Origin of the sequence: Pseudomonas sp. 22490, assembly GCF_052044465.1 — a bacterium.
Classification (GTDB): Bacteria; Pseudomonadota; Gammaproteobacteria; order Pseudomonadales; family Pseudomonadaceae; genus Pseudomonas; species Pseudomonas aeruginosa.
This window is the reverse complement of record NZ_JBQENS010000011.1, coordinates 19,927-38,956: the sequence shown is the minus strand read 5'-3', so window position 1 is coordinate 38,956 and position 19,030 is coordinate 19,927. Positions and strand designations below refer to the sequence as shown.

Annotated in this window: 22 protein-coding genes; 7 read left to right on the top strand and 15 right to left on the bottom strand. The window is 67.7% G+C overall.

All coding sequences use genetic code 11. The features are described from left to right. Positions 1 to 2: 2 nt before the first annotated feature. Genes ppiA through ACTJJX_RS14235 form a run of 3 tightly spaced genes read right to left on the bottom strand, consistent with a single transcriptional unit; the run spans position 3 to position 2,311 of the window. Positions 3 to 566: a peptidylprolyl isomerase PpiA gene (gene ppiA / locus ACTJJX_RS14245; protein WP_003114812.1), complete on the bottom strand. Its 564-nt coding sequence runs from the start codon at positions 564 to 566 to the stop codon at positions 3 to 5. Beyond that, positions 548 to 1,375 (bottom strand): alpha/beta fold hydrolase, encoded by an 828-nt coding sequence (locus tag ACTJJX_RS14240; RefSeq protein WP_003114813.1) that lies wholly within the window; start codon positions 1,373 to 1,375, stop codon positions 548 to 550. The genes ppiA and ACTJJX_RS14240 overlap by 19 nt, the downstream gene beginning before the upstream one ends. A gap of 6 nt (positions 1,376 to 1,381) precedes the next feature. Further along, complete coding sequence (locus ACTJJX_RS14235) at positions 1,382 to 2,311, bottom strand: LysR family transcriptional regulator (protein WP_003091534.1); 930 nt, start codon at positions 2,309 to 2,311, stop codon at positions 1,382 to 1,384. 199 nt (positions 2,312 to 2,510) lie between these two features. Here ACTJJX_RS14235 and ACTJJX_RS14230 point away from each other — a divergent pair, with 199 nt between their 5' ends. Together ACTJJX_RS14230 and azoR3 are read left to right on the top strand one after the other, a co-directional pair. Continuing rightward, positions 2,511 to 2,828, top strand: coding sequence for a hypothetical protein (locus ACTJJX_RS14230; RefSeq protein WP_003091533.1), 318 nt, complete (start codon positions 2,511 to 2,513; stop codon positions 2,826 to 2,828). Positions 2,829 to 2,974: 146 nt separating this feature from the next. Next, positions 2,975 to 3,616: an FMN-dependent NADH-azoreductase AzoR3 gene (gene azoR3, locus ACTJJX_RS14225; RefSeq protein ID WP_003114814.1), complete on the top strand. Its 642-nt coding sequence runs from the start codon at positions 2,975 to 2,977 to the stop codon at positions 3,614 to 3,616. A 104-nt stretch (positions 3,617 to 3,720) separates the two neighbouring features. On the opposite strand, the gene ACTJJX_RS14220 is transcribed toward azoR3, so the two are convergent. From ACTJJX_RS14220 to ACTJJX_RS14210, 3 genes are all read right to left on the bottom strand, one after another. Next, complete coding sequence (locus tag ACTJJX_RS14220) at positions 3,721 to 4,620, bottom strand: DMT family transporter (RefSeq protein WP_003116401.1); 900 nt, start codon at positions 4,618 to 4,620, stop codon at positions 3,721 to 3,723. Between the two features lie 9 nt (positions 4,621 to 4,629). After that, positions 4,630 to 4,965, bottom strand: a complete 336-nt coding sequence (locus tag ACTJJX_RS14215) for a tRNA-binding protein (RefSeq protein WP_003109191.1) — start codon at positions 4,963 to 4,965, stop codon at positions 4,630 to 4,632. Positions 4,966 to 5,029: 64 nt separating this feature from the next. Continuing rightward, a complete protein-coding gene (locus ACTJJX_RS14210; protein WP_003091511.1) occupies positions 5,030 to 5,794 on the bottom strand; it encodes a helix-turn-helix domain-containing protein in 765 nt (254 codons plus the stop codon). Between the two features lie 146 nt (positions 5,795 to 5,940). On the opposite strand from ACTJJX_RS14210, the gene ACTJJX_RS14205 reads away from it, so the two are divergent. Beyond that, entirely contained in the window at positions 5,941 to 6,753 is an 813-nt protein-coding gene (locus tag ACTJJX_RS14205) for a UDP-2,3-diacylglucosamine diphosphatase (RefSeq protein WP_003091510.1), read from the top strand. Beyond that, on the top strand, positions 6,750 to 7,805 hold the full coding sequence (locus ACTJJX_RS14200; RefSeq protein WP_015649197.1) for a glycosyltransferase family 4 protein: 1,056 nt from the start codon (positions 6,750 to 6,752) through the stop codon (positions 7,803 to 7,805). Before ACTJJX_RS14205 ends, ACTJJX_RS14200 begins: the two co-directional genes overlap by 4 nt. Here ACTJJX_RS14200 and ACTJJX_RS14195 read toward each other — a convergent pair. Next, positions 7,795 to 9,186: a protein CyaB gene (locus ACTJJX_RS14195; protein WP_003124349.1), complete on the bottom strand. Its 1,392-nt coding sequence runs from the start codon at positions 9,184 to 9,186 to the stop codon at positions 7,795 to 7,797. The genes ACTJJX_RS14200 and ACTJJX_RS14195 overlap by 11 nt on opposite strands. A 216-nt stretch (positions 9,187 to 9,402) precedes the next feature. Next, positions 9,403 to 9,720 (bottom strand): Mpo1-like protein, encoded by a 318-nt coding sequence (locus tag ACTJJX_RS14190; RefSeq protein ID WP_003114819.1) that lies wholly within the window; start codon positions 9,718 to 9,720, stop codon positions 9,403 to 9,405. A 142-nt stretch (positions 9,721 to 9,862) separates the two neighbouring features. On the opposite strand from ACTJJX_RS14190, the gene ACTJJX_RS14185 reads away from it, so the two are divergent. Beyond that, positions 9,863 to 10,876: an AraC family transcriptional regulator gene (locus ACTJJX_RS14185; RefSeq protein WP_003114821.1), complete on the top strand. Its 1,014-nt coding sequence runs from the start codon at positions 9,863 to 9,865 to the stop codon at positions 10,874 to 10,876. A gap of 22 nt (positions 10,877 to 10,898) precedes the next feature. Here the strand turns inward: ACTJJX_RS14185 and ACTJJX_RS14180 are convergent, their stop codons facing one another. The 5 genes from ACTJJX_RS14180 to ACTJJX_RS14160 form a co-directional block, all read right to left on the bottom strand. Next, positions 10,899 to 11,543, bottom strand: a complete 645-nt coding sequence (locus ACTJJX_RS14180; protein WP_016852633.1) for an ABC-type transport auxiliary lipoprotein family protein — start codon at positions 11,541 to 11,543, stop codon at positions 10,899 to 10,901. Further along, positions 11,540 to 12,478 carry an MlaD family protein gene (locus ACTJJX_RS14175; protein WP_003114822.1) on the bottom strand — a complete coding sequence of 313 codons (939 nt, stop codon included), beginning with the start codon at positions 12,476 to 12,478 and terminating at the stop codon, positions 11,540 to 11,542. Before ACTJJX_RS14175 ends, ACTJJX_RS14180 begins: the two co-directional genes overlap by 4 nt. Before the next feature lies 1 nt (position 12,479). Continuing rightward, the gene (locus tag ACTJJX_RS14170) at positions 12,480 to 13,274 is read right to left on the bottom strand and encodes an ABC transporter ATP-binding protein (RefSeq protein ID WP_003114823.1); all 795 of its coding nucleotides are present in this window, start codon (positions 13,272 to 13,274) and stop codon (positions 12,480 to 12,482) included. Beyond that, the gene (locus tag ACTJJX_RS14165; RefSeq protein WP_003158341.1) at positions 13,271 to 14,416 is read right to left on the bottom strand and encodes an MlaE family ABC transporter permease; all 1,146 of its coding nucleotides are present in this window, start codon (positions 14,414 to 14,416) and stop codon (positions 13,271 to 13,273) included. Before ACTJJX_RS14165 ends, ACTJJX_RS14170 begins: the two co-directional genes overlap by 4 nt. Before the next feature lie 66 nt (positions 14,417 to 14,482). Then, complete coding sequence (locus ACTJJX_RS14160) at positions 14,483 to 15,937, bottom strand: TrkH family potassium uptake protein (RefSeq protein ID WP_003114825.1); 1,455 nt, start codon at positions 15,935 to 15,937, stop codon at positions 14,483 to 14,485. Between the two features lie 157 nt (positions 15,938 to 16,094). Here ACTJJX_RS14160 and ACTJJX_RS14155 point away from each other — a divergent pair, with 157 nt between their 5' ends. Together ACTJJX_RS14155 and ACTJJX_RS14150 are read left to right on the top strand one after the other, a co-directional pair. Beyond that, the gene (locus tag ACTJJX_RS14155) at positions 16,095 to 16,466 is read left to right on the top strand and encodes a YkgJ family cysteine cluster protein (protein ID WP_003114826.1); all 372 of its coding nucleotides are present in this window, start codon (positions 16,095 to 16,097) and stop codon (positions 16,464 to 16,466) included. A 64-nt stretch (positions 16,467 to 16,530) separates the two neighbouring features. Continuing rightward, the gene (locus ACTJJX_RS14150; protein WP_003114828.1) at positions 16,531 to 17,091 is read left to right on the top strand and encodes a nitroreductase family protein; all 561 of its coding nucleotides are present in this window, start codon (positions 16,531 to 16,533) and stop codon (positions 17,089 to 17,091) included. Here the strand turns inward: ACTJJX_RS14150 and ACTJJX_RS14145 are convergent. After that, the gene (locus ACTJJX_RS14145; protein ID WP_016852634.1) at positions 17,072 to 17,551 is read right to left on the bottom strand and encodes a hypothetical protein; all 480 of its coding nucleotides are present in this window, start codon (positions 17,549 to 17,551) and stop codon (positions 17,072 to 17,074) included. The two genes, ACTJJX_RS14150 and ACTJJX_RS14145, sit on opposite strands and share 20 nt — an antisense overlap. Before the next feature lie 39 nt (positions 17,552 to 17,590). Next, a complete protein-coding gene (locus tag ACTJJX_RS14140) occupies positions 17,591 to 18,928 on the bottom strand; it encodes a sensor histidine kinase (protein ID WP_003114830.1) in 1,338 nt (445 codons plus the stop codon). Between the last annotated feature and the right edge of the window lie 102 nt (positions 18,929 to 19,030).

Here is a 19,030-nt window from a genome sequence, read left to right as displayed (position 1 = left end):
ACTCAGAGGCGTTTGGCGGACAGGATCACCACGTCGTCGCTCGGCACGTCGGCGAAGCCGTTGCGGCGGGTGGTGGGAACCTTGGCGATCTGGTCGACCACGCCCATGCCACGCACCACCTTGCCGAACACGGCATAGCCGAAGTCGCGGGCACCATGGTTGAGGAAGTCGTTGTCGGTCAGGTTGATGAAGAACTGGCTGGTGGCCGAATCGACCACTCCGGTACGGGCCATGGCGAGGGTGCCGCGCTCGTTGAGCAGGCCGTTGTCGGCCTCGTTCTTGATCGGTGCACGGGTCTTCTTCTCCTGCATGCCGGCGCTGAAGCCGCCGGTCTGCACCATGAAGCCCGGGATCACGCGGTGGAACAGGGTGCCGTCGTAGTAGCCGCTGTCGACGTACTCGAGGAAGTTCTTCACGCTGATCGGCGCCTTGGCCGGATCGAGTTCTACCTCGATCTCGCCGAGGCTGGTGGCGATCAGGACGTGCGGCTTGGCGGCAGGCGTGGCGGCCAGCAGGGAACCGGCGAAGAGCAGGGTGCAGGCGGCGATCAGGAGACGTTTGAGCATGGTTGTTCCTTGGTTTTATCGATATCGGCGAGGAAGCCGAGCAGGGTGGTGTTGAAAATCTCGGGTTGGTCCATCGGCGTGGCGTGGCGGGAGTCCTCCACCACCACCAGGCGGGCGTCGGCGATCCGCTCGCAATAGGCCTGCTTCAGCGATACCGGCGTGTAGTCGCGATCCGCGCTGATCACCAGGGTCGGACAGGCGATCTCGGCCAATCGTTCCTGCACGCCCCAGCCGATGATCGCGTCGAGGCTGGCCAGGTAGGCGCGCTTGTCGTTCTCCGCCCAGCGCGCCTCGATCTTCTCTCGCAGCCCGGCCTGTTCCGCCTTGGGAAACAACAGCCGGCCGAGGGCGCGGCCGATGGTCCGCAGGCTGAGCAGGCGCGAGAGGAGCTTGCGCTTGGCCACCTCCAGATGTTCGCGAGGCTTGCGCGGGATGACTTCCGGAGTGCTGTTGACGATGGTCAGGCTGCGCAGCAGGTCGGGTCGGTCGCAGGCCAACTGGAAGCCGATCATCCCGCCCATGCTGATGCCGACCAGGTGTACCGGGCCGCAGCCGAGCCGGTCGAGCAGCGCCGCGCAGTCCTCGGCGAAGCCGGCCATGCTGTAGCCGCCGCGCGGCTTGCCGGAGCGGCCGTGGCCGCGCAGGTCCGGGACCAGCAGGCGGTAGCGGCCCAGCAGGGCCGGCAACTGGTATTCCCAGTCGCGGGCGCTCGAACCGAGACCGTGCAGCAGCAGGACCGGCGCGCGCTCGGTGGGACCGGGGTGGTCGTCGTAGACGAGGGTGCAGTCGCGGTGCTGGAAGTCAGGCATCTGCGTTCACTCGGCGGCCGGTTCGGGCGCCGCGAAGGGCGCGTTGAGCGGTACGTTGGCGAACGACTTGAGCATTTCCATGAGGATCTGGCTGGCCGGGCCGAGCGGCTTTTCCTTGTTGGTGTAGAGGTAGAAGCGGCTCTGCCGCACGCCGCCCTGGCTCAGCGGCAGCGGCTTGAGCTGGCCACTCTGCAGTTCGCGCTCGATGATGTGTCGCGGCAGCCAGGCGAAGCCCAGGCCGTTGCCGACGAAGGTCGCCGCGGTAGCCAGGCTGCCCACCGTCCAGCGCTGTTCGGCGCCCAGCCAGCCGTGGTCGCGCGGCTGTAGCCGGCCGCTGTCGCGGATCACCACCTGCATCTGGGTTTCCAGGTCCTGGTGGGTCAGTTCGCGTTGCAGGCGGTGCAGCGGATGGTCGGGGTGGGCCACGGCGACGAACTCGACCACGCTGAGGTCGGCGCCGAGGTGGCCGGGAATGATCAGGCCGCTGATCGCCAGGTCGGCGGCGCCCTGGATCAGCGCTTCCTCGACGCCGGAGAGCACTTCCTCGCGCAGCAGCACGCGACAGCCGCGGCTCTGCGGCATGAAGGCGGACAGCGAGCGGACGATCCGCGCGGTGGGGTAGGCGGCGTCCACCACCAGGCGCACCTCGGGTTCCCAGCCCTGTTCCATGTGGTGCGCCAGTTCCTCCAGTTGCCCGGCCTGCTTGACCAGTTGCCGCGAACGGCGCAGCAATACTTCGCCGGCCTCGGTCAGCACCGCCTTGCGTCCGTCGATGCGCAGCAGCGGCACGCCGAGCTGTTCCTGCATGCGCGCCACGGTATAGCTGATCGACGATTGCGAGCGGTGCAGGGCTTCCGCGGCCTGGGCGAAGCCGCCGTGGTCGACCACCGCCTGCAGGGTCCGCCATTGGTCCAGGGTTACGCGTGGCGCTTTCATTTCCGCCTCCTCGAATGCAGGGATGCCTCGCCGGCGTTTCCGCGGCCGGCAGGCGATGACGAGTGCGCCGGAGGGGCGACTTCGCTTATCGTGTCGTCGGCGTCCTGTACGGGGTAGCTGTCCATTCTCTTGACGTACGGGATGCCGTGGTTTTCAGGGTGTTGCCATTTTTCCATCTGTCGCTACCGGGAGTCCGGCCATGAAAAGGCTTTGCTGTTTCGCACTATCGCTGCTGCCCCTGTCCGCTTTCGCCTATCCGATCGAGGTCGACCCGCAACTCAACGGCACCGAGGTCTCCTACAGCACCCAGGACATCGGGCGCGACATGGGCGCGATCCTTCTCACCAACCTGGGAGGCCAGGCGGCAGAGTGCACGGCGGTGTTCCGCAACGGCCCGGAGACCCCGAAAGTGCGCAAGGGCGTGATCCAGCCCGGGCAGAACAGCAACTTCACCGCGCAGTTCGGCCGCGACATCATCAAGTTGCGGATCAAGCTGACCTGCAAGATCGCGAAATAGAGCGTTCTCTCACCGAAAGACTAGGTGGTGCCTGTTTATAAATCAACCTGGTCGATATTTAACAGCGGTTTTTTCAACTTTTTAATCGATTAATCATTCTCTACCCTCACCTCCATCGTTGTAGCGCAGTGGGTGGAGGTCGAGTCATGTCCCGTGTCCTGGTTATCGAGAGCAGTGCCCGCCAACGGGGCTCGGTTTCCCGCCTGCTGACGGCGGAATTCATCTCCCACTGGAAAATCGCGCATCCCGCTGATCGCTTCCAGGTCCGCGACCTGGCGCGCGAGCCGCTGCCGCACCTCGATGAATTATTGCTGGGAGCCTGGACCACCCCCTGTGATGGCCATAGCGCTGCGGAAAGGCGCGCCCTCGAGCGTTCCAATCGCCTGACCGAGGAGTTGCGGATGGCGGACGTGCTGGTGCTGGCGGCACCGATGTACAACTTCGCCATTCCCAGCAGCCTGAAGAGCTGGTTCGACCATGTGCTGCGCGCCGGCCTGACCTTCCGTTACGCCGAGCAGGGGCCGGAAGGCCTGCTACAGGGCAAGCGCGCCTTCGTTCTCACCGCCCGCGGCGGGATCTACGCCGGCGGTGGTCTCGATCACCAGGAACCCTATCTGCGCCAGGTGCTGGGCTTCGTCGGCATCCACGACGTCACCTTCATCCACGCGGAGGGCATGAACATGGGCCCGGAATTCCGTGAGAAAGGCCTGGCGCGAGCCCGTGAGCGGATGCGGCAGGCGCTGGAAACCGACACCTCCCTTTGCGTCCCTCTGCCAACGCTCCGGTGATTGGACGCAGCACCCGGTCGAACCCCTTCCCCCCGCGTGTTCGACCGGGTTTTTTTATTCCCTGCGGACTTTCGATGGTTGCCGGTGTGACGGCCGGGGCGGATTCAGGCGCGCTCGGGATCGCCTCGTTCGTCGCCGACTGCGGTTTTCCTGCCCCGTGCACCGAGGCGCGCCGACAGCACGATGGCGAGGATGATCAGGGCACCGCCGAGGAACATCCGCGGCCCCGGCGTCTCATGGAACAGCAGCCAGGCGAAGGCGATCCCGTAGACCGGCTCCAGGGCGAATACCAGTGCCGCGGTGCGGGCCTTGACCACCGCCAGGCTGGCCACGAACAGGCTGTGCGCCAGGCCGGTGCAGAAGACGCCCAGCAGGGCCAGCCAGAGCCAGTCGAGAGCGGGTAGCGCCGGTAGTTCGCCGACCGCGAATGGCAGCAGGCACAGGGCGACTACCAGGTTCTGCCAGAGCGCCGCCTGCACCGGGCCGACCTGCCCGCTGTTGCTACGGTTGGCCAGCGACAGCAGGGCGAACAGCAGGCCGGAAAGGATCGCCCAGAGCAGGCCGAGGGTGGCGCCGCTGGCGAGGTCGAAGTTCGGCGTGACCAGCACCAGGCCAAGGCTGACCAGGACCACCAGCAGTCCTTCCGCGAGATGAATGCGCTCGCGGAAGAGCAGCCCTTCGAGGATTACCGTGAAGGCCGGGAAGCTGGCGAAGCCGAGGGTGGCGATGGCCACGCCGGCGGTCTTCACGGCGATGAAGAAACTCACCCAGTGGCCGGCCAGGAGCAGGCCGCAGAGCGCCAGGCGCAGCCATTGCGCGGGTCCCAGGGCGCGCCAGGCCTGGCCCGCGAGGCGGGCGAAGAGGCCGAGGGCGAGCACCGCGAACAGCGCACGACCGAACACGATCACCCCGGGGGAGGCGCTGGCCAGCTTGCCGAACACCCCGGTCAGGCCGAAGAGGAGGGCGCCGCCGTGCAGGGCGGCGAGGGCGGAACGTCGATTCATGGGGATCCTTCAGGCCAGGCGCGCACCGTTGGGCAGGGGCTTGTCGAAGCCGGCCAGGACCACCTTGTCCTCGCTATCGTAGACCCCGGTGACCAGGACCTCCGAGCGCACCCCGGCGATCTGCTTCGGAGCGAAGTTGCAGACGCAGAGGACCTGGCGTCCGACCAGTTGCTCGGCCTGGTAGTGTGCGGTCAGTTGCGCGCTGGAGGTGCGCAGGCCGAGCGGTCCGAGGTCGACCTCGAGGACATAGGCGGGTTTGCGTGCCTTGGGGTTGGGAGCGGCGCTGAGGATGGTGCCGACGCGCAGTTCGACGCGTTCGAAATCCTGCCATTCGATGATGTCCATGCTGACTCCTGTTCTGTCGATGGGCAGAGAGTAAGGAGTCGTGACGGATTTGTCTGTCGTGCGGCTAGCCGGTTTTGTCGCGGGACTCGCGACGCAGTTGTCGCGGGGTGACGCCGAACTCGCGGACCAGCGCTGCGGTGAAGGCGCTCTGCGAGGCGTAGCCGACCCGGGCGGCGATCTCGCCCACCGCCAGGCTGCTCTCCAGCAACAGTTCGTGGGCCTGGTGCAGGCGTCGGCTGCGCGCGTAGTCCATGGGCGTCTGTCCGGTCTCGGCGAGGAACAGGCTGTGGAAGCGCGCCACCGAAAGACCGGCCAGCCGCGCCAGGTCGGCTACCTGTAGCGGATGGGCGGCATGGCGGTCGAGGTAGGCGTCGAGGCTGGCCAGTGGCAGGCGGGGCTGCTGGCGCGGCGGCTGGCGCTCGCTGGCCAGGCTGGCGAGGAGCAGGCCGGCGCCCTGGTGGGCGATTACCGGGTCGTTGATCGGGCCGCTGGCCAGCCAGTTCACCAGTTGGCCCTGGGCGGGCGTCAGCGACAGCGCCTGCGGTCGCTCGAACAGCCGCCGACCGGCTTCGGCGTGTTCGCCCAGGCCCAGCAGCAGGCTGCCGTCGCAGGGCAGGTCGAGGACCAGGCAGCGGCTGCCGGCGGGACTCGAGCAGGCATGCCGGGCTTGCGCCGGCACCACCGCGAAGGTCTGCCGCAACACGCGGCTGCCGCGCCCCTCGACCTCGAACTCGAGGCAGCCGCTGAGGCCCAGGACCAATTGGGCATGGTCATGGCTGTGGACGATCTGGTCGTGGCTGTAGTGGCGCAGGGAAAGGATCGAACCCATGGCGAAGCTCCCGGAGGCAGGCGCCCAGTCTACCCGCTGGCGCCGGCGACAGACAGTCGCGCCCTGTCACGCAACGGTCGCCGGCCTGTCACAGTCGTTTCACCGGCGCCGTCCAAGATCGGAAAAACACCGTCGGAGACCCGCCGATGAGCACCGCGCAACGCTTCACCTCGAACCGCAAGCAGCGGGTTCGGACCCTGTGGATCTCGGATGTCCACCTGGGGACGCGGGATTGCCAGGCCGAACACCTGGCGGCGTTCCTCAAGCGCTACCACGCCGATCGCATCTACCTGGTGGGCGACATCATCGACGGCTGGAAGCTGCGCGGCGGCATCTACTGGCCGCAGGCGCACACCAACGTGATCCGCCGCCTGCTCACCCTGAGCAAGCGCGGCACCGAGGTGATCTACGTCACCGGCAACCATGACGAATTCCTGCGCCGCTATTCGAGCCTGATCCTCGGCAACATCCGCCTGGTCGACGAGGCGGTGCACAGTACCGCCGACGGCCGCAAGCTGCTGGTGATACACGGCGACCAGTTCGACGTGATCACCCGCTACCACCGCTGGCTGGCGTTCCTCGGCGATTCCGCCTACGAGTTCACCCTGCTCCTCAACCGTTGGCTGAACCACTGGCGGCGGCGCTGGGGCTACGGCTACTGGTCGCTGTCGGCGTACCTCAAGCACAAGGTCAAGACCGCGGTGAACTTCATCAGCGACTTCGAGGAAGCCATCGCCCACGAGTGCCACAAGCGCGGGCTCGACGGGGTGGTCTGCGGGCACATCCACCATGCCGAGATCCGCCGCATCGAGGGCGTCGATTACCTCAACTGCGGCGACTGGGTGGAGTCCTGCACGGCGCTGATCGAACACTGGGACGGCAGCATCCAGCTCTACCGCCTGGCCGAGGAGCAGGCGCGGCTGGCGGCGCAGGCCGCGGCGGTCGAGCCGGCGGCATGAGGCTATTGATCGTCAGCGACGCCTGGTTACCGCAAGTCAACGGAGTCGTCACCAGCCTGCTGGCCCTGCAGCGCGAGCTGGAACTGCTGGGCCACCAGGTACGGGTGCTGTCGCCCGCCGACTTCCGCTGCCTGCCCTGTCCCAGCTATCCGGAAATCCCCCTGGCCTGGAACCTCTGGCGCCTCGGCGGGTTGATCGAGGCCTTCGCCCCGGATGCCGTGCACCTGGCCACCGAGGGGCCGCTCGGCTGGGCCGCGCGGCGCTGGCTGGGCAAGCGCGGCCTGGACTTCACCTCGGCGATCCATACGCGCTTTCCCGAATACCTGCGTGACCGCTGTCCGTGGCTGCCGTTGTCCTGGGGCTATGCCTTCCTGCGCACCTTCCATCGGCCGAGCCGGGCGGTGCTGGTGAGCACCCCGCGCCTGCGCGACGAGTTCTGCGCCTGGCGCTTCCAGCACCTGCGGCTGTGGCGCAAGGGCGTCGATACCGAATTGTTCCATCCCGCCGAGACACCTCCGGCGAAAGAGCGGCCGCCGGTGTTCCTGTATGTCGGGCGGCTGGCGACGGAAAAGAACCTGGAGGCGTTCCTCGATCTCGAACTGCCGGGCGAAAAATGGCTGGTGGGCGACGGCCCGCAGCGGGCGGCGCTGGAGCAGCGCTATCCACAGGCGCGTTTTCTCGGCTACCGCCATGGCCGCGCGCTGGCCGACGCCTACCGGGCGGCCTCGGTGCTGGTGTTCCCCTCGCTGACCGATACCTATGGCCTGGTGATGCTCGAAGCCCTGGCCTGTGGCGTGCCGGTGGCGGCCTTCGCCGTGCCGGGGCCGCTGGATGTATTGCAGCAGGGCGTGACCGGGGTCATGCACGAGGATCTTGGCGAAGCCTGCCGCCAGGCGCTGGCGCTGGATCGCCAGGCCTGCGGGTGCTGGGCGCGGGAGCAGTCCTGGCGGGTTTCGGCGGAGGAGTTCCTGGCTCTGCAGGCGAGCGGCCCGCGGACTGCGCCGGAATGGCGCGACGAACTGCCGGCGGCGTTCGACGAACTTAGAGGATGACCTTGTCGCGCAGGCGTTCGGCGGCCTGTTGCAGGGCCTGGATGACCCGTTCCTTGTCGTAGTTCTGGATGTTGTTGGTGTCCAGGTACATGGAGAAGCCGGGCAATTCGTGCTCGACGTAGCTGGGCGCGGCGCCGAGGTCGCGGCGCGAGTCCACCACCTGGTAGATCTGCACCGGGCGGCTGAAGCCCTTGACCGCGATCTGGCCCTTGTCGCGGCACATGATCACGTCCTTGATCAGCGAGTAGGTCTCGTGGGAAATGAGGATTTCGCCGGCTTCCGAGGCGCTTTCCAGGCGGCTGGCGAGGTTCACCTCGCGGCCGATGATGGTGTAGTCCATGCGCGTGTCGGCGCCGAAGTTGCCCACCGTGCAATAGCCGGTGTTGATGCCCATGCGGATTTCCAGCGGCTTGGTGATGCCCTGGGCCCGCCACTGCTGGCGCAGCACCTTCATGTGCTTGCGCATGGCGATGCCCATCGATACCGCAGCCACCGCGTCCTTCTTCGCGCCCTGGGTGCTGGGGTCGCCGAAGAACACCATGACGCAGTCGCCGACGAACTTGTCGATGGTGCCGCCGTACTTGAGGGCGATCTTCGACATTTCGTTGAGGTAGTTGTTGAGCAGGTCGGTCAGGGCCTCGGCTTCCAGTTCCTCGGATAGCTCGGTGAAGCCGCGGATGTCGGAGAAGAACACGGTGAGCTTCTTGCGCTGGGTTTCCAGGCGCACGCTCTTCTTGCCGCTGAAGATCATTTCCCAGACCTGCGGCGACAGGTACTTGGCCAGGTTGCGCGCGAGCCGCGCGGCCTTTTCCTGCTCGCGGGCGATCTCCTGGCGCACCTGGGCCAGGCGCAGGCCCTGCTGGTGGCCGAAGAAGGCGGTGATGCAGATGTACAGTCCGCAGAACAGGATGCTGACCGCGGCCACCTCGACCGGGGTATTGCCCAGCAGCGGCGGGGCGACGAGCACGGCGACCAGCAGGGCGCTGCTGGCCGATACCAGCAAGGCCATGCCGAGCAGGCGCAGGCCGCCGATGACCAGCGCGGTGAAGCTCAGCACCAGCAGGAACATCAGGCTGGGCACCACGGAGAAGCCGAGCAGCGCCATGCCCAGGCCACAGTGCACGGCGTCGACCGCGAGCAGGGCGCGGGTCACCTTGCGCGGGTCGTGCTGGCGGAAGCGCTGGCCGAGGTGGTACGCCAGGTGCGGGTAGAGCAGCGCATAGGGCACCATCCAGAGGATGCCGTAGCTGAAATACTGGGTGTAGGTTCCCGCCGCGATGCTGGCGCCACAGGCGATATAGGCCAGCACGCGCGAATAGTATTCACGCATGGACGCGACGGACCGGCTCGTCGGCGAGCGGTCGGGGAGGGTAGGCTTCATGCGCTGGAGAGGATCCCTGTGTATTTTCGTCCCGGCTCGGCCTCGTGAGCTTTCCGCCTGGGGAATGGCGGGTGGCCAGGTTGCTGGCGGAATCTTAACCAAGCGTTTGCGCGGCGGCCAGTGACAGCTGATCGATAGTTCAGGAAAGCGCGCCGATCCGGGACCGACGGTCGTCCCGGGGGAGCGACCGGCCCGGGGGCCAGCCGCGCGGATGGGTCAGAAGCGGATGCGGCCGGTGAAAGCGTCCTTGAGCATCACCCAGTCGCCCATGAACGACCACAGCGGGTACTTGAAGGTGGCCGGGCGGTTCTTCTCGAAGACGAAGTGGCCGACCCAGGCGAAGCCGTAGCCCACCAGCGGCAGCGCCAGCAGCCATAGCCACTGCTGGCTGGCCACGGCGTGGAAGAGCACCGCCAGCACCAGCAGGCTGCCGACGTAGTGCAGGCGGCGGCACACCGCGTTGCTGTGTTCCTGCAGGTAGTAGGGGTAGAACTCGGCGAAACTGTGGAAACGCTCGTCATCAGGGCTGCTCATGGAATGCCTCCTCTCGTTGTGTCCGCGCAGTGTAGTGCGGGCCGCACGATGTCGCGGATGACATACAGGGCCAGTTTAGTATCCTTGGGCCGCCAGGCCGGACGACGGTCGGCGTGCCTCCCGCCAGAACAAGAAGAGACCGATGCCGGAACGTACAACCTTGTCCAGCTGGGTCCAGGGCATCGTCCTCGCCCTGGAGCTGGAAGGCCTCGACGGACGCCAGCTGTTCGCCGAGCTGGGCCTCGACTACCAGGCCTTGCAGGACCCCGACGCGCGCTTCCCGCAGGACGCCATGAGCCGTCTGTGGCAGCGTGCGGTGGCGCTCAGCGGCAACCCGGCGATCGCCCTGAACATCGCCCGGGTCCGGCGCCCGGCTTTCCACGTCGTCGGCTATGCGCTGATGTCGAGCCGCAACCTGGCGGAAGGCTTCGCGCGCCTGGAGCGCTACCAGCGGATCATCGCGGAAGCGTCCGACCTGACTTTCCGGCGCACGCCGCAGGGCTATCGAATCGGCGTCACGGTGCATGGCGATCGCCTGCCGGCGCCACCGCAGAGTGCCGAATGCTCGCTGGCCTACCTGGTGGACATGGTCCGCTGGATCACCGGCCGGTCGCTGGACCCGCTGGCGGTGGAACTGCCCGGCGCGCCCCGCGAGCCGCTGGCACCCTATGTCGAGCTGTTCCGCGCGCCGCTGCGCTTTCACGCCGAGGAGTTCGCGCTGGTGTTTTCCCGCGTCGACCTCGAGACGCCGCTACCCTCGGCCAACGAGGCGCTGGCCCAGTTGCACGATCGCTTCGCCGGCGAATACCTGGCGCGTTTCAGTACCAGCCGCATTACCCATCTGACCCGGCAGACCTTGTGCCGGCTGCTGCCGCAGGGAGAACCCAAGCGCGAACGGGTGGCCCAGGCGCTGCACCTGTCGCAGCGCACCTTGCAACGGCGCCTCCAGGAAGAAGGCACCAGCTACCAGCAACTGCTCGACGACACGCGCCGGGATATGGCCGAACAGTATCTCCAGCAGCCCGGCCTGACCTTGCTGGAAGTCGCCTACCTGCTGGGTTTCGCCGATCCGAGCAATTTCTTCCGGGCATTCCGCCGCTGGTTCGGCTGCACGCCCAACGAATACCGGGCGCGCCGCCAGGAGCGCCCGGGCTAGTCGCCAGGCCAGGCGGGACGCTTCAGGGCTGCACGGCGGGTTGCGCCGAGGCCTGGCTTAGGGTCCAGTCGAGAACCTGGGCCGACAGCGTATCGCCGGCCTTGCCGAAGGCGCTGACCACCGCCGCGACCTTCTTGCCATCCACCGGCTGGCTGACCTCGAAACGCCGGCTGGCGACCACGCGCTTGTCGTCGGTACGCACCAGGCGCGCGTCGTAGCGGATCAGCGCGCTGGCCTGGCCGTTCGGGTACTCGGTCTGGAAGGCGCGAAGGTCGCCGCCCAGTTCGAAATCGGCCTGCAGGTTGCTGTCGTCGCTGCTCAGGCCGCGGACCCGGCCGTCGGCCTGGAACGCCTGCATCAGACGATCGCGCAGCAGCGACGGCGCCGGATCGCTCCAGCGCGCGCCCTGGTACACGCTGATTTCGTCGCCGTGCGGGCGCACCGCGATGCGCGGGCTCTCCAGCACCAGGCTAGTACGCGGCCGGGCGATCCGCAGCGACCAGTCGACCGGCCGCGCGGCGGCGCTGGCCGGAGGGTTGTGCACCGGTAGCAGGTAGACCTGGAGGACCTGCGCCTCCGGCAGGATCGAGCAGGCGCCGAGGGTGGCGAGCGCGGCCAGGCTGGCGGCCAGGGACAGGCGACGCAGCGGGCGAAGGGCGAGCCTCATGGGGTGAACTCCTTGGTTTTTTCCCGGCCCAGCAGGTAGTTCGCCGGGTTCTCTTCCAGGCGCCGGCTGATTCCGCGCAGTGCCGCCAGGGTATCGCGCAGTTCGCTGACCGCCGGGCCCAGCTCGGCGAGTCCCTGGATGCCGCCGTCCAGCGAGTGGCGATTCTCGCTGATCAACTGGTCGAGGGTGGCGCTGGTGCGCTCCAGCGAAGCCATGGTCTTGTTGGCGTTTTCCAGCATCCCCTTGCCTTGCTCGTTGAGCAGGCCGTTGGCGCTGCGCATCAACTCGCTGGCCTGGGCCAGGGCGGCGTTGGCCTGCCTGCTCGCCTGGGCCAACTGCTGCATCACCGCGCTGACGTTCTCGCGCTCGGCGGAGAGCGCGCCGGTGGCCTGGTCGAGATGGTCGAGGGTGCGGCTGATGCGCGCTGTGTTTTCCTCGGAGAGCAGGTTGCTGAAGCGCGCGATGAGCTGGTTGATGTTGCCCATCAGGTCTTCGCCGTTGCTCAGTAACTGGGTCAGCGGCGAGGGCGTGGCGACGATCACCGGGATCTTCCCGTCCTTGCCCTCCAGCATCGGGCTGGCGGGCGTGCCGCTGCTGAGCTGGATGATCGAGGTGCCGGTGATCCCGGTGAGCGCCAGCTTGGCGGTGGTGTCCTGCTTGATCGGCGCGCTGGCCACCACGCGGATGCGTGCCCAGACCTTGCGCGGGTCCTTCGGATCGAGGCGGAGGAAGGCCACGTCGCCGACCTTGATCCCGCTGTACTGCACCGAGCTGCCCTGGGAAAGGCCGCTGACCGCTTCGTTGAAGACGATGTCGTAGTAGTTGAACTTGCCCTCCGAGCCGGACTTGGCCAGCCACAGGCCGAAGAGCAGGGCGGCGCCGATCACGATCACGCTGAACAGGCCGATCAACACATGGTGGGCTCGGGTTTCCATCTCAGTGATTCTCCGGCACGGCGGCGGCTTGGTGGGCGGCGCGCCCGCGCGGCCCGTGGAAGTATTCGCGGACCCAGGCGTCGTCGGTGGCGGCGACCCGTTCCAGGGTATCGACTACCAGGACCTTCTTCTGCGACAGCACGGCGACCCGGTCGCAGATGGTGTACAGGGTGTCCAGGTCATGGGTGACCAGGAACACGGTCAGGCCGAGGGCGTCGCGCAGGGTACGGATCAGGTTGTCGAAGGCCGCCGCGCCGATCGGGTCGAGGCCGGCGGTGGGCTCGTCGAGGAACAGGATGTCCGGGTCCAGCGCCAGGGCGCGGGCCAGGGCGGCGCGCTTGATCATGCCGCCGGAAAGCGAGGCCGGATACTTGTCGCCGGCGTTGGCCGGTAGCCCGGCCAGGGCCAGCTTGACCTGGGCCAGGTGCTCGGCGTCGGCGCGCGGCAGGCCGGCGTTCTCGATCAGCGGCAGGGCGACGTTCTCCACCACGGTAAGCGAGGAAAACAGCGCGCCCTGCTGGAACAGCACGCCGAAGCGCCGTTCGACCAGGGAGCGGCGCTCCTCTGGCAGTTGCAGCAGGTCTTCGCCGAACACCCGCACGCTGCCGGAGGTCGGCCGGCGCAGGCCGACGATGCTGCGCAGCAGCACCGACTTGCCGGTGCCGGAGCCGCCGACCACGCCGAGGATCTCGCCGCGACGGACGTCGAGGTCGAGGTGCTCGTGGACCGCCTGGGCGCCGAAACGGTTGCACAGGTCGCGGACCTGGATGATCGCCTGCGGGTTGTCCTGGTTCACCAGCCCATCTCCATGAAGAACAGCGCGGCGAGGGCGTCGAGCAGGATCACCACGAAGATCGAGTGGACCACGCTGGTGGTGGTGTGCTCGCCCACCGACTGGGCGCTGCCGCTGACCTTGAAGCCTTCCAGGCAGCCGATCACGGCGATCAGGAAGGCGAACAGCGGGGCCTTGCTGATACCGACCAGGAAATGCTGTACGCCGATTCCGTCCTCCATGATCGACAGGAACATCGCCGGCGGGATGTCCAGGGTCCAGGCGCAGACGGTCATGCCGCCGACGATGCCGCAGAGCATGCCGACGAAGGTCAGCATCGGCAGCGATACCAGCAGCGCCAGCACCCGCGGCAGCACCAGCAGCTCGATGGGGTTGAGGCCGAGGGCGCGGATCGCGTCGATCTCCTCGTTGGCCTTCATCGAGCCGATCTGCGCGGTGAAGGCGCTGGCGGTGCGGCCGGCCATGAGGATCGCGGTGAGCAGCACGGCGAACTCGCGGAGGAAGGAGAACACCACCAGGTTGACCGTGTAGATGGTCGCGCCGAAGTTGGCCAGCACCGTGGCGCCGAGGAAGGCGATCACCGCGCCGACCAGGAAGGTCAGCAGGGCGATGATCGGCACCGCGTCCAGGCCGCTCTTCTCGATGTTCGCCACCAGCGGCGTGACCCGCCAACTGGCCGGGCGGACCAGGCTGCGGAACAGGGTCTCCAGGGTCAGGCCGATGAAGCCGAGGAGTGCCTTGAGGTGCAGCCAGAAGGTCTCCATGGCACAACCGATGCGAGCCAGCAGTTCGATGGCGGTGGTTGGCGGCTTGGGTTTCTCCGGCTCGCAGAAGTCGTGCAGGGCGTGGCCGACGGTCTTCAGCAGGGCCTGGCGCTCGCGCGGCAGGCCGGGCTCCAGCTCGGCGAGGTCGGCCAGGCGCTCGGCGCCGAGCAATTCGGCGAGCAGGGCGGCGCCGGCGGTATCCAGGGCGCCCAGTTGGCTCAGGTCGAAGCTGACGTTGGCCGCCACTTCGCTGCGCAGGCGCGTCACCTCGCGCTCCAGAGCCGTGTAGTGGGCGAGCGTCCAATCACCTATGGCTCTGACGCGGGCGGGCTGGGTGGAGCTATCCAGGCTCACGTGGCCGGGTTGCGGCTGTGTCGTCATGGTGCAGAAGCTTACACCGGCTTTTCAGTCCCTGAGTAGAGCCATTGCAGACAGGCCCGTGAGCGCTCAGTGGCGCCAGAACGCCGGGGTCAGCAGGACCAGCACGGTGATGATCTCCAGGCGACCGAGCAGCATGCCGGCGGCCAGCAGCCACTTGGCGGCGTCCGGCAGGCTGGCGAAGTTGCCCGAGGGGCCGATGATGGGCCCCATCCCCGGGCCTACGCCGGCCACGGTACTGGCGGCGCCGGTGAGGGCGGTCATCCAGTCCAGGCCGATCAGCGACAGGCCGAGGGCGAGCAGGCAGACGACGATCGCGAAGAAGAACGAGAAGGTCAGGATCGAGCGGACGATTTCCTCGTCCAGGCGATGGCCGTTGTAGTTCTGCTTGAGCACTGCGCGCGGATGGATCAACTGGTAGAGGTTGGCCTTGAGCAGGGTATAGGCGACCTGGAAGCGGAAGATCTTGATACCGCCGGCGGTAGAACCGGAGCAACCGCCGATGAAGCCGAGGTAGAAGAACAGCATGATCGAGAAGTGCCCCCACATGCTGTAGTCGCCGAGGGCGAAGCCGGTGGTGGTGACCACCGAGGTGACGTTCACTGCGACGATGCGGAAAGCATCCATCCAGGGCAGCTTGGAGGTTACCGCGTACCAGGTGCCCATCAGCAGCCAGGTCACCAGCAGCAGGCCGAGCAGGCCGCGGACCTGCTGGTCCTTGATCAGCGCCTTGCGGTGTCCGCGCAGGGTGGCGACGTAGAGCGCGAACGGCAGGCTGCCGAGGATCATCACCACTACCGCGGTCCAGTGCACCGCTGGCTGCTTCCACTTGGCCAGGGATTGGTCGGAGGTGGAGAAACCGCCGGTGGAAATCGCCGACATGGCGTGGTTGACCGCGTCGAACGGGCTCATGCCCGCGCCCCAGAAGGCCAGGCTGCCGAGCAGGGTGATGCCGACATAGGTGGCGACGATGTACTTGGCGACCATGTGCGAGCGTGGCAGGACTTTTTCCGAGCGGTCCGAGGATTCGGTCTGGAACAGGCGCATGCCGCCGATCCGCAGCATCGGCAGGATCGCCACGGCCATGGCGATGAAGCCGATGCCGCCCAGCCAGTGCAGCAGAGAGCGCCAGATGAGGATGCCCGGGGACATGTCGTCCAGCCCGCTGAGCACGGTGGAGCCGGTGGCGGTGATTCCCGACATGCTTTCGAAGAAGGCATCGGTGTAGCTGATGTGCTGCTGCAGGACGAACGGCAGGGCGGCGAAGATGCATACCAGCACCCAGCTCGATACGGTGAGCATGTACATGTCCCGCGGGCGCAGGTGGACATGCTCGGGACGTCCCGGCAGGACCAGGCCGAGGCCGGTGACGAAGGTGGCGACGCTGGACCAGATGAATGCCTGGATGCCTTCGGTACGGTCGAAGGCGAGCATGGTCAGGATCGGGACCAGCATGCTGGCGGCCAGAGTGATCAGGAAGATGCCGATGATGAAACCGAGGATACGTAGGGTCGGCAAGGCCATGGATCGTGGGGCTCTGGGCTGTGGCGGACCGGCCATTCTACCAGCCGTCCGCGGAGAGTAAATCTGCCGCTGCCCCCCTCTTCACAGCTGCCGCGAAATCGCTAGAATCTCGCTTCGCCCGCCGGCGCTCGCCGGTTTCTCTGGTGTTCTGCCAACCATGTCCACTGACAATCCGTGTCTTACCTGCGGCGCCTGCTGTGCGCATTTTCGTGTGTCTTTCTATTGGGGCGAGTGCCGTTCCGCAGGTGGCGTCGTACCCGACGAACTGACCGTCCGCATCAGCCCGCAGATGGTTGCCATGAGCGGTACCGAGAACAAGCCGGCACGCTGCGTCGGGCTGCTCGGCGAGGTCGGTTGCGGCGTTCGCTGCACCGTCTACGAGCAGCGCTCGAGTACCTGCCGCGAGTTCGAGGCGGCCTGGGCCAACGGCCAGCCCAACCCGGCCTGCGATGCCGCGCGTGCCGCCTACGGCCTGCCGCCGCTGACCCCGCCGCTGCAGCCGCACCTGGCGCCGGGACGGGTCGCCTGAGAGCGGGCGTGAGCCTGGCGATTGCGTCTACAATGGCGATTTCGTTTCTGACAGGAGTTCGCCCATGGAGGCTCTCGACGCCTTGCTCACTCGCGTTTCCCACGCCCGCCTGAGCGATCCCGCGCCCTCGCCGGAGCAGCTCGACCGGCTGTTCCGGGTCGCCTTGCGTGCCCCGGACCACGGGCAACTGCGGCCCTGGCGCTTCATCCTGGTAGAGGGCGAAGGCCGCCGGGCCCTGGGCGACCTCTACGCCCGCGCCCTGGCGAGCCGCCAGCCGGACGCCGCCGAGGAAGCGCTGGCCAAGGCCCGCAACATGCCGCTGCGCGCACCGCTGCTGGTCGTGGCGGTCGCTTGCCTGCAGGACCACCCGAAGGTGCCGCACGCTGAGCAACTGCTGGCTGCCGGCTGCGCCGCCCACGGCCTGGTGCTGGGCGCCTATGCCCAGGGACTGGGGGCGATGTGGCGGACCGGCGAGATGGCCACCGATCCGGTGGTGCACGCCGGCCTGGGGCTCGGCGAGCAGGAGCGGATCATCGGCTTCGTCTACCTGGGTACGCCGATGGGCGAGTTGCGCACGCCGGCGGAACTCGACCCGACGGCCTTCGTCAGCGCCTGGCCGGGCTGAGCGGCAACAGCAGGCGTACGCACCAATACGCGCCCTGGGCGTGCCAGAGCAGTCGTCCGCCCTGCCAGCCGGCCAGTCGTCGGGCGGCTTCCACGGCCGCCGGCAGCCAGCGCCGGCCTTCTTCCGCCTGGCCGAGGATGTCCAGGCGCAGCCGGCCGTGGCGTGCGTCCAGCGCCGGATTCAGTGTGATGCGCTGCCACGGGCGGGCCTGCGCGGCGCCGCCGAGCAGGCCGTAGAGCGCCTCGTGCAAGGCCGGGCGCCAGCTTTCCAGCGGCCAGGTGCCGCGTTCCGGCAGGTTCAGGTCGAGGCGCGCCCAGCGATGCCGCAGTTGCTGGGCGACCTGTCCCAGCTCGACCGCCAGGACCAGCGATTGCGGTTCGTCGCCGGGAGGTTCCGGCGGCGGCGCGATGGCCTGGGCGAGCGGGTGTTCATCGAGGAACAACGAAGCGGGAAGAGTCATGCCGGATGCTCCTGGGGAATTGTTCATCTGGGCGCGGCGTCATTCGGTCGCCTTGCGCCGTAGCGGCAGGCTGAGGGTGGCGATGAAGCCGCCGTCGGGATGGTTGCCCAGGCGCAGGTGCCCGCCGTGGCGCTCGATGGCGCGGCGGGCGATGGCCAGGCCCAGGCCGTGTCCCGGGCTGCTCTGGTTGGGTGCGCGGAAGAACGGCTCGCCCAACTGCTCCTGCAGTTCGGCGGCGATGCCTGGCCCATGGTCGCGGACGCTCAGGCGCAGGTAGTCGCCGGCGCTGCTGGCACGCACCTCCAGGGGTTGGCCGACGGGGTTGAAGCGCACGGCGTTGCGCAGCAGGTTGTCCACCGCGCGTTCGAACATGTCCGGCCAGCCGTCGATGCTCAGGTCAGGCGCCACCTCCAGGCGGATATCCTGTTCCGGAGCCAGCAGCAGGGCGTCTTCGCGCAGCCGCTGGAGCAGCGGTAGCAGGGCGATCCGTTGGCTCGCGCCGGGTTCGGCGTCGAGCCGGGCGAGGGCGAGGATCTCGCCGATCAGCGCTTCCAGGCGGTCGCATTCCTGTTCCAGGCGCGGCCACATCTGCGCGCGCGCTTCCGGTTCGGCGCGTTCGGCCAGGGCCAGGGCGATGCGCAGGCGCGCCAGCGGCGAGCGCAGTTCGTGGGATACGTCGCGGAGCAACTGACGCTGGCTGCCGATCAGGCTTTGCAGGCGTTCGCCCATGCGGTTGAAATCGCGCGCCAGGGTGCCCAGTTCATCGCCGCGCCGCGCCAGGCGGGCCAGGCTGTCCTTCTGGTAGGCGGTCTGGCCGAGGTCGTGCACGGCGCGCCGCAGACGGTTCAGCGGACGGGTGATGGACAGCGTCAGCAGCAGGCTGAACAGGGTCAGCACCACCAGTGCGATGCCCAGCGCGCTGAGCGGCCAGAGCAGGCTGCCGCGGTGCCAGGCCTCCAGCTCCGGGTGCGGGATGCGGTAGATGAACAGATAGGTATGGTTGCTCTGCGGGCTGACGTATTCCTGGCTCAGCTGGCGCCAGGGGAAGCGCGGCAGGTTGCGGTCGCTGGTGCGCGGCGGGCGGTGGTGGGGGCGCGGCAGGTAGGTGCCGTCGACCAGGCGCTGGCCGCTTTCATCGAGCACCTGGATGGAAATCCCGTAGTCGCGACGGCGTTGCTCCAGCAAGCCCTGGGCCGCGTAGCTGCCCTGTTCTTCGTAGAGGGCGGTCCACTGCTCGGCGAGATCCTTCAGGCCAGGATGGCGGGCGATGATCCAGGTGTCCTGGTTCAGCGCACGACCCAGCAGGATGGACAGCCCGGCGACCAGCAGCAGGGCCAGCCAGAAGGCGGCGAGGATTCGCCAGAAGAGTGAACGCATGGTTTTCCTGTTGAATCGCATGTCGGGCCGGCCGCGAGGGTAAACCCCTAGGATATGCGATTCCGGCTGGTCGGAAGACCGCTACCGGAGGACCCGGTAGCG

Bases quoted from the DNA above. Each gene is read 5' to 3' on its own strand.
- ppiA (WP_003114812.1), bottom strand. From the start codon at position 566: ATGCTCAAACGTCTCCTGATCGCCGCCTGCACCCTGCTCTTCGCCGGT.
- ACTJJX_RS14240 (WP_003114813.1), bottom strand. From the start codon at position 1,375: ATGCCTGACTTCCAGCACCGCGACTGCACCCTCGTCTACGACGACCAC.
- ACTJJX_RS14235 (WP_003091534.1), bottom strand. From the start codon at position 2,311: ATGAAAGCGCCACGCGTAACCCTGGACCAATGGCGGACCCTGCAGGCG.
- ACTJJX_RS14230 (WP_003091533.1), top strand. From the start codon at position 2,511: ATGAAAAGGCTTTGCTGTTTCGCACTATCGCTGCTGCCCCTGTCCGCT.
- azoR3 (WP_003114814.1), top strand. From the start codon at position 2,975: ATGTCCCGTGTCCTGGTTATCGAGAGCAGTGCCCGCCAACGGGGCTCG.
- ACTJJX_RS14220 (WP_003116401.1), bottom strand. From the start codon at position 4,620: ATGAATCGACGTTCCGCCCTCGCCGCCCTGCACGGCGGCGCCCTCCTC.
- ACTJJX_RS14215 (WP_003109191.1), bottom strand. From the start codon at position 4,965: ATGGACATCATCGAATGGCAGGATTTCGAACGCGTCGAACTGCGCGTC.
- ACTJJX_RS14210 (WP_003091511.1), bottom strand. From the start codon at position 5,794: ATGGGTTCGATCCTTTCCCTGCGCCACTACAGCCACGACCAGATCGTC.
- ACTJJX_RS14205 (WP_003091510.1), top strand. From the start codon at position 5,941: ATGAGCACCGCGCAACGCTTCACCTCGAACCGCAAGCAGCGGGTTCGG.
- ACTJJX_RS14200 (WP_015649197.1), top strand. From the start codon at position 6,750: ATGAGGCTATTGATCGTCAGCGACGCCTGGTTACCGCAAGTCAACGGA.
- ACTJJX_RS14195 (WP_003124349.1), bottom strand. From the start codon at position 9,186: ATGAAGCCTACCCTCCCCGACCGCTCGCCGACGAGCCGGTCCGTCGCG.
- ACTJJX_RS14190 (WP_003114819.1), bottom strand. From the start codon at position 9,720: ATGAGCAGCCCTGATGACGAGCGTTTCCACAGTTTCGCCGAGTTCTAC.
- ACTJJX_RS14185 (WP_003114821.1), top strand. From the start codon at position 9,863: ATGCCGGAACGTACAACCTTGTCCAGCTGGGTCCAGGGCATCGTCCTC.
- ACTJJX_RS14180 (WP_016852633.1), bottom strand. From the start codon at position 11,543: ATGAGGCTCGCCCTTCGCCCGCTGCGTCGCCTGTCCCTGGCCGCCAGC.
- ACTJJX_RS14175 (WP_003114822.1), bottom strand. From the start codon at position 12,478: ATGGAAACCCGAGCCCACCATGTGTTGATCGGCCTGTTCAGCGTGATC.
- ACTJJX_RS14165 (WP_003158341.1), bottom strand. From the start codon at position 14,416: ATGACGACACAGCCGCAACCCGGCCACGTGAGCCTGGATAGCTCCACC.
- ACTJJX_RS14160 (WP_003114825.1), bottom strand. From the start codon at position 15,937: ATGGCCTTGCCGACCCTACGTATCCTCGGTTTCATCATCGGCATCTTC.
- ACTJJX_RS14155 (WP_003114826.1), top strand. From the start codon at position 16,095: ATGTCCACTGACAATCCGTGTCTTACCTGCGGCGCCTGCTGTGCGCAT.
- ACTJJX_RS14150 (WP_003114828.1), top strand. From the start codon at position 16,531: ATGGAGGCTCTCGACGCCTTGCTCACTCGCGTTTCCCACGCCCGCCTG.
- ACTJJX_RS14145 (WP_016852634.1), bottom strand. From the start codon at position 17,551: ATGACTCTTCCCGCTTCGTTGTTCCTCGATGAACACCCGCTCGCCCAG.
- ACTJJX_RS14140 (WP_003114830.1), bottom strand. From the start codon at position 18,928: ATGCGTTCACTCTTCTGGCGAATCCTCGCCGCCTTCTGGCTGGCCCTG.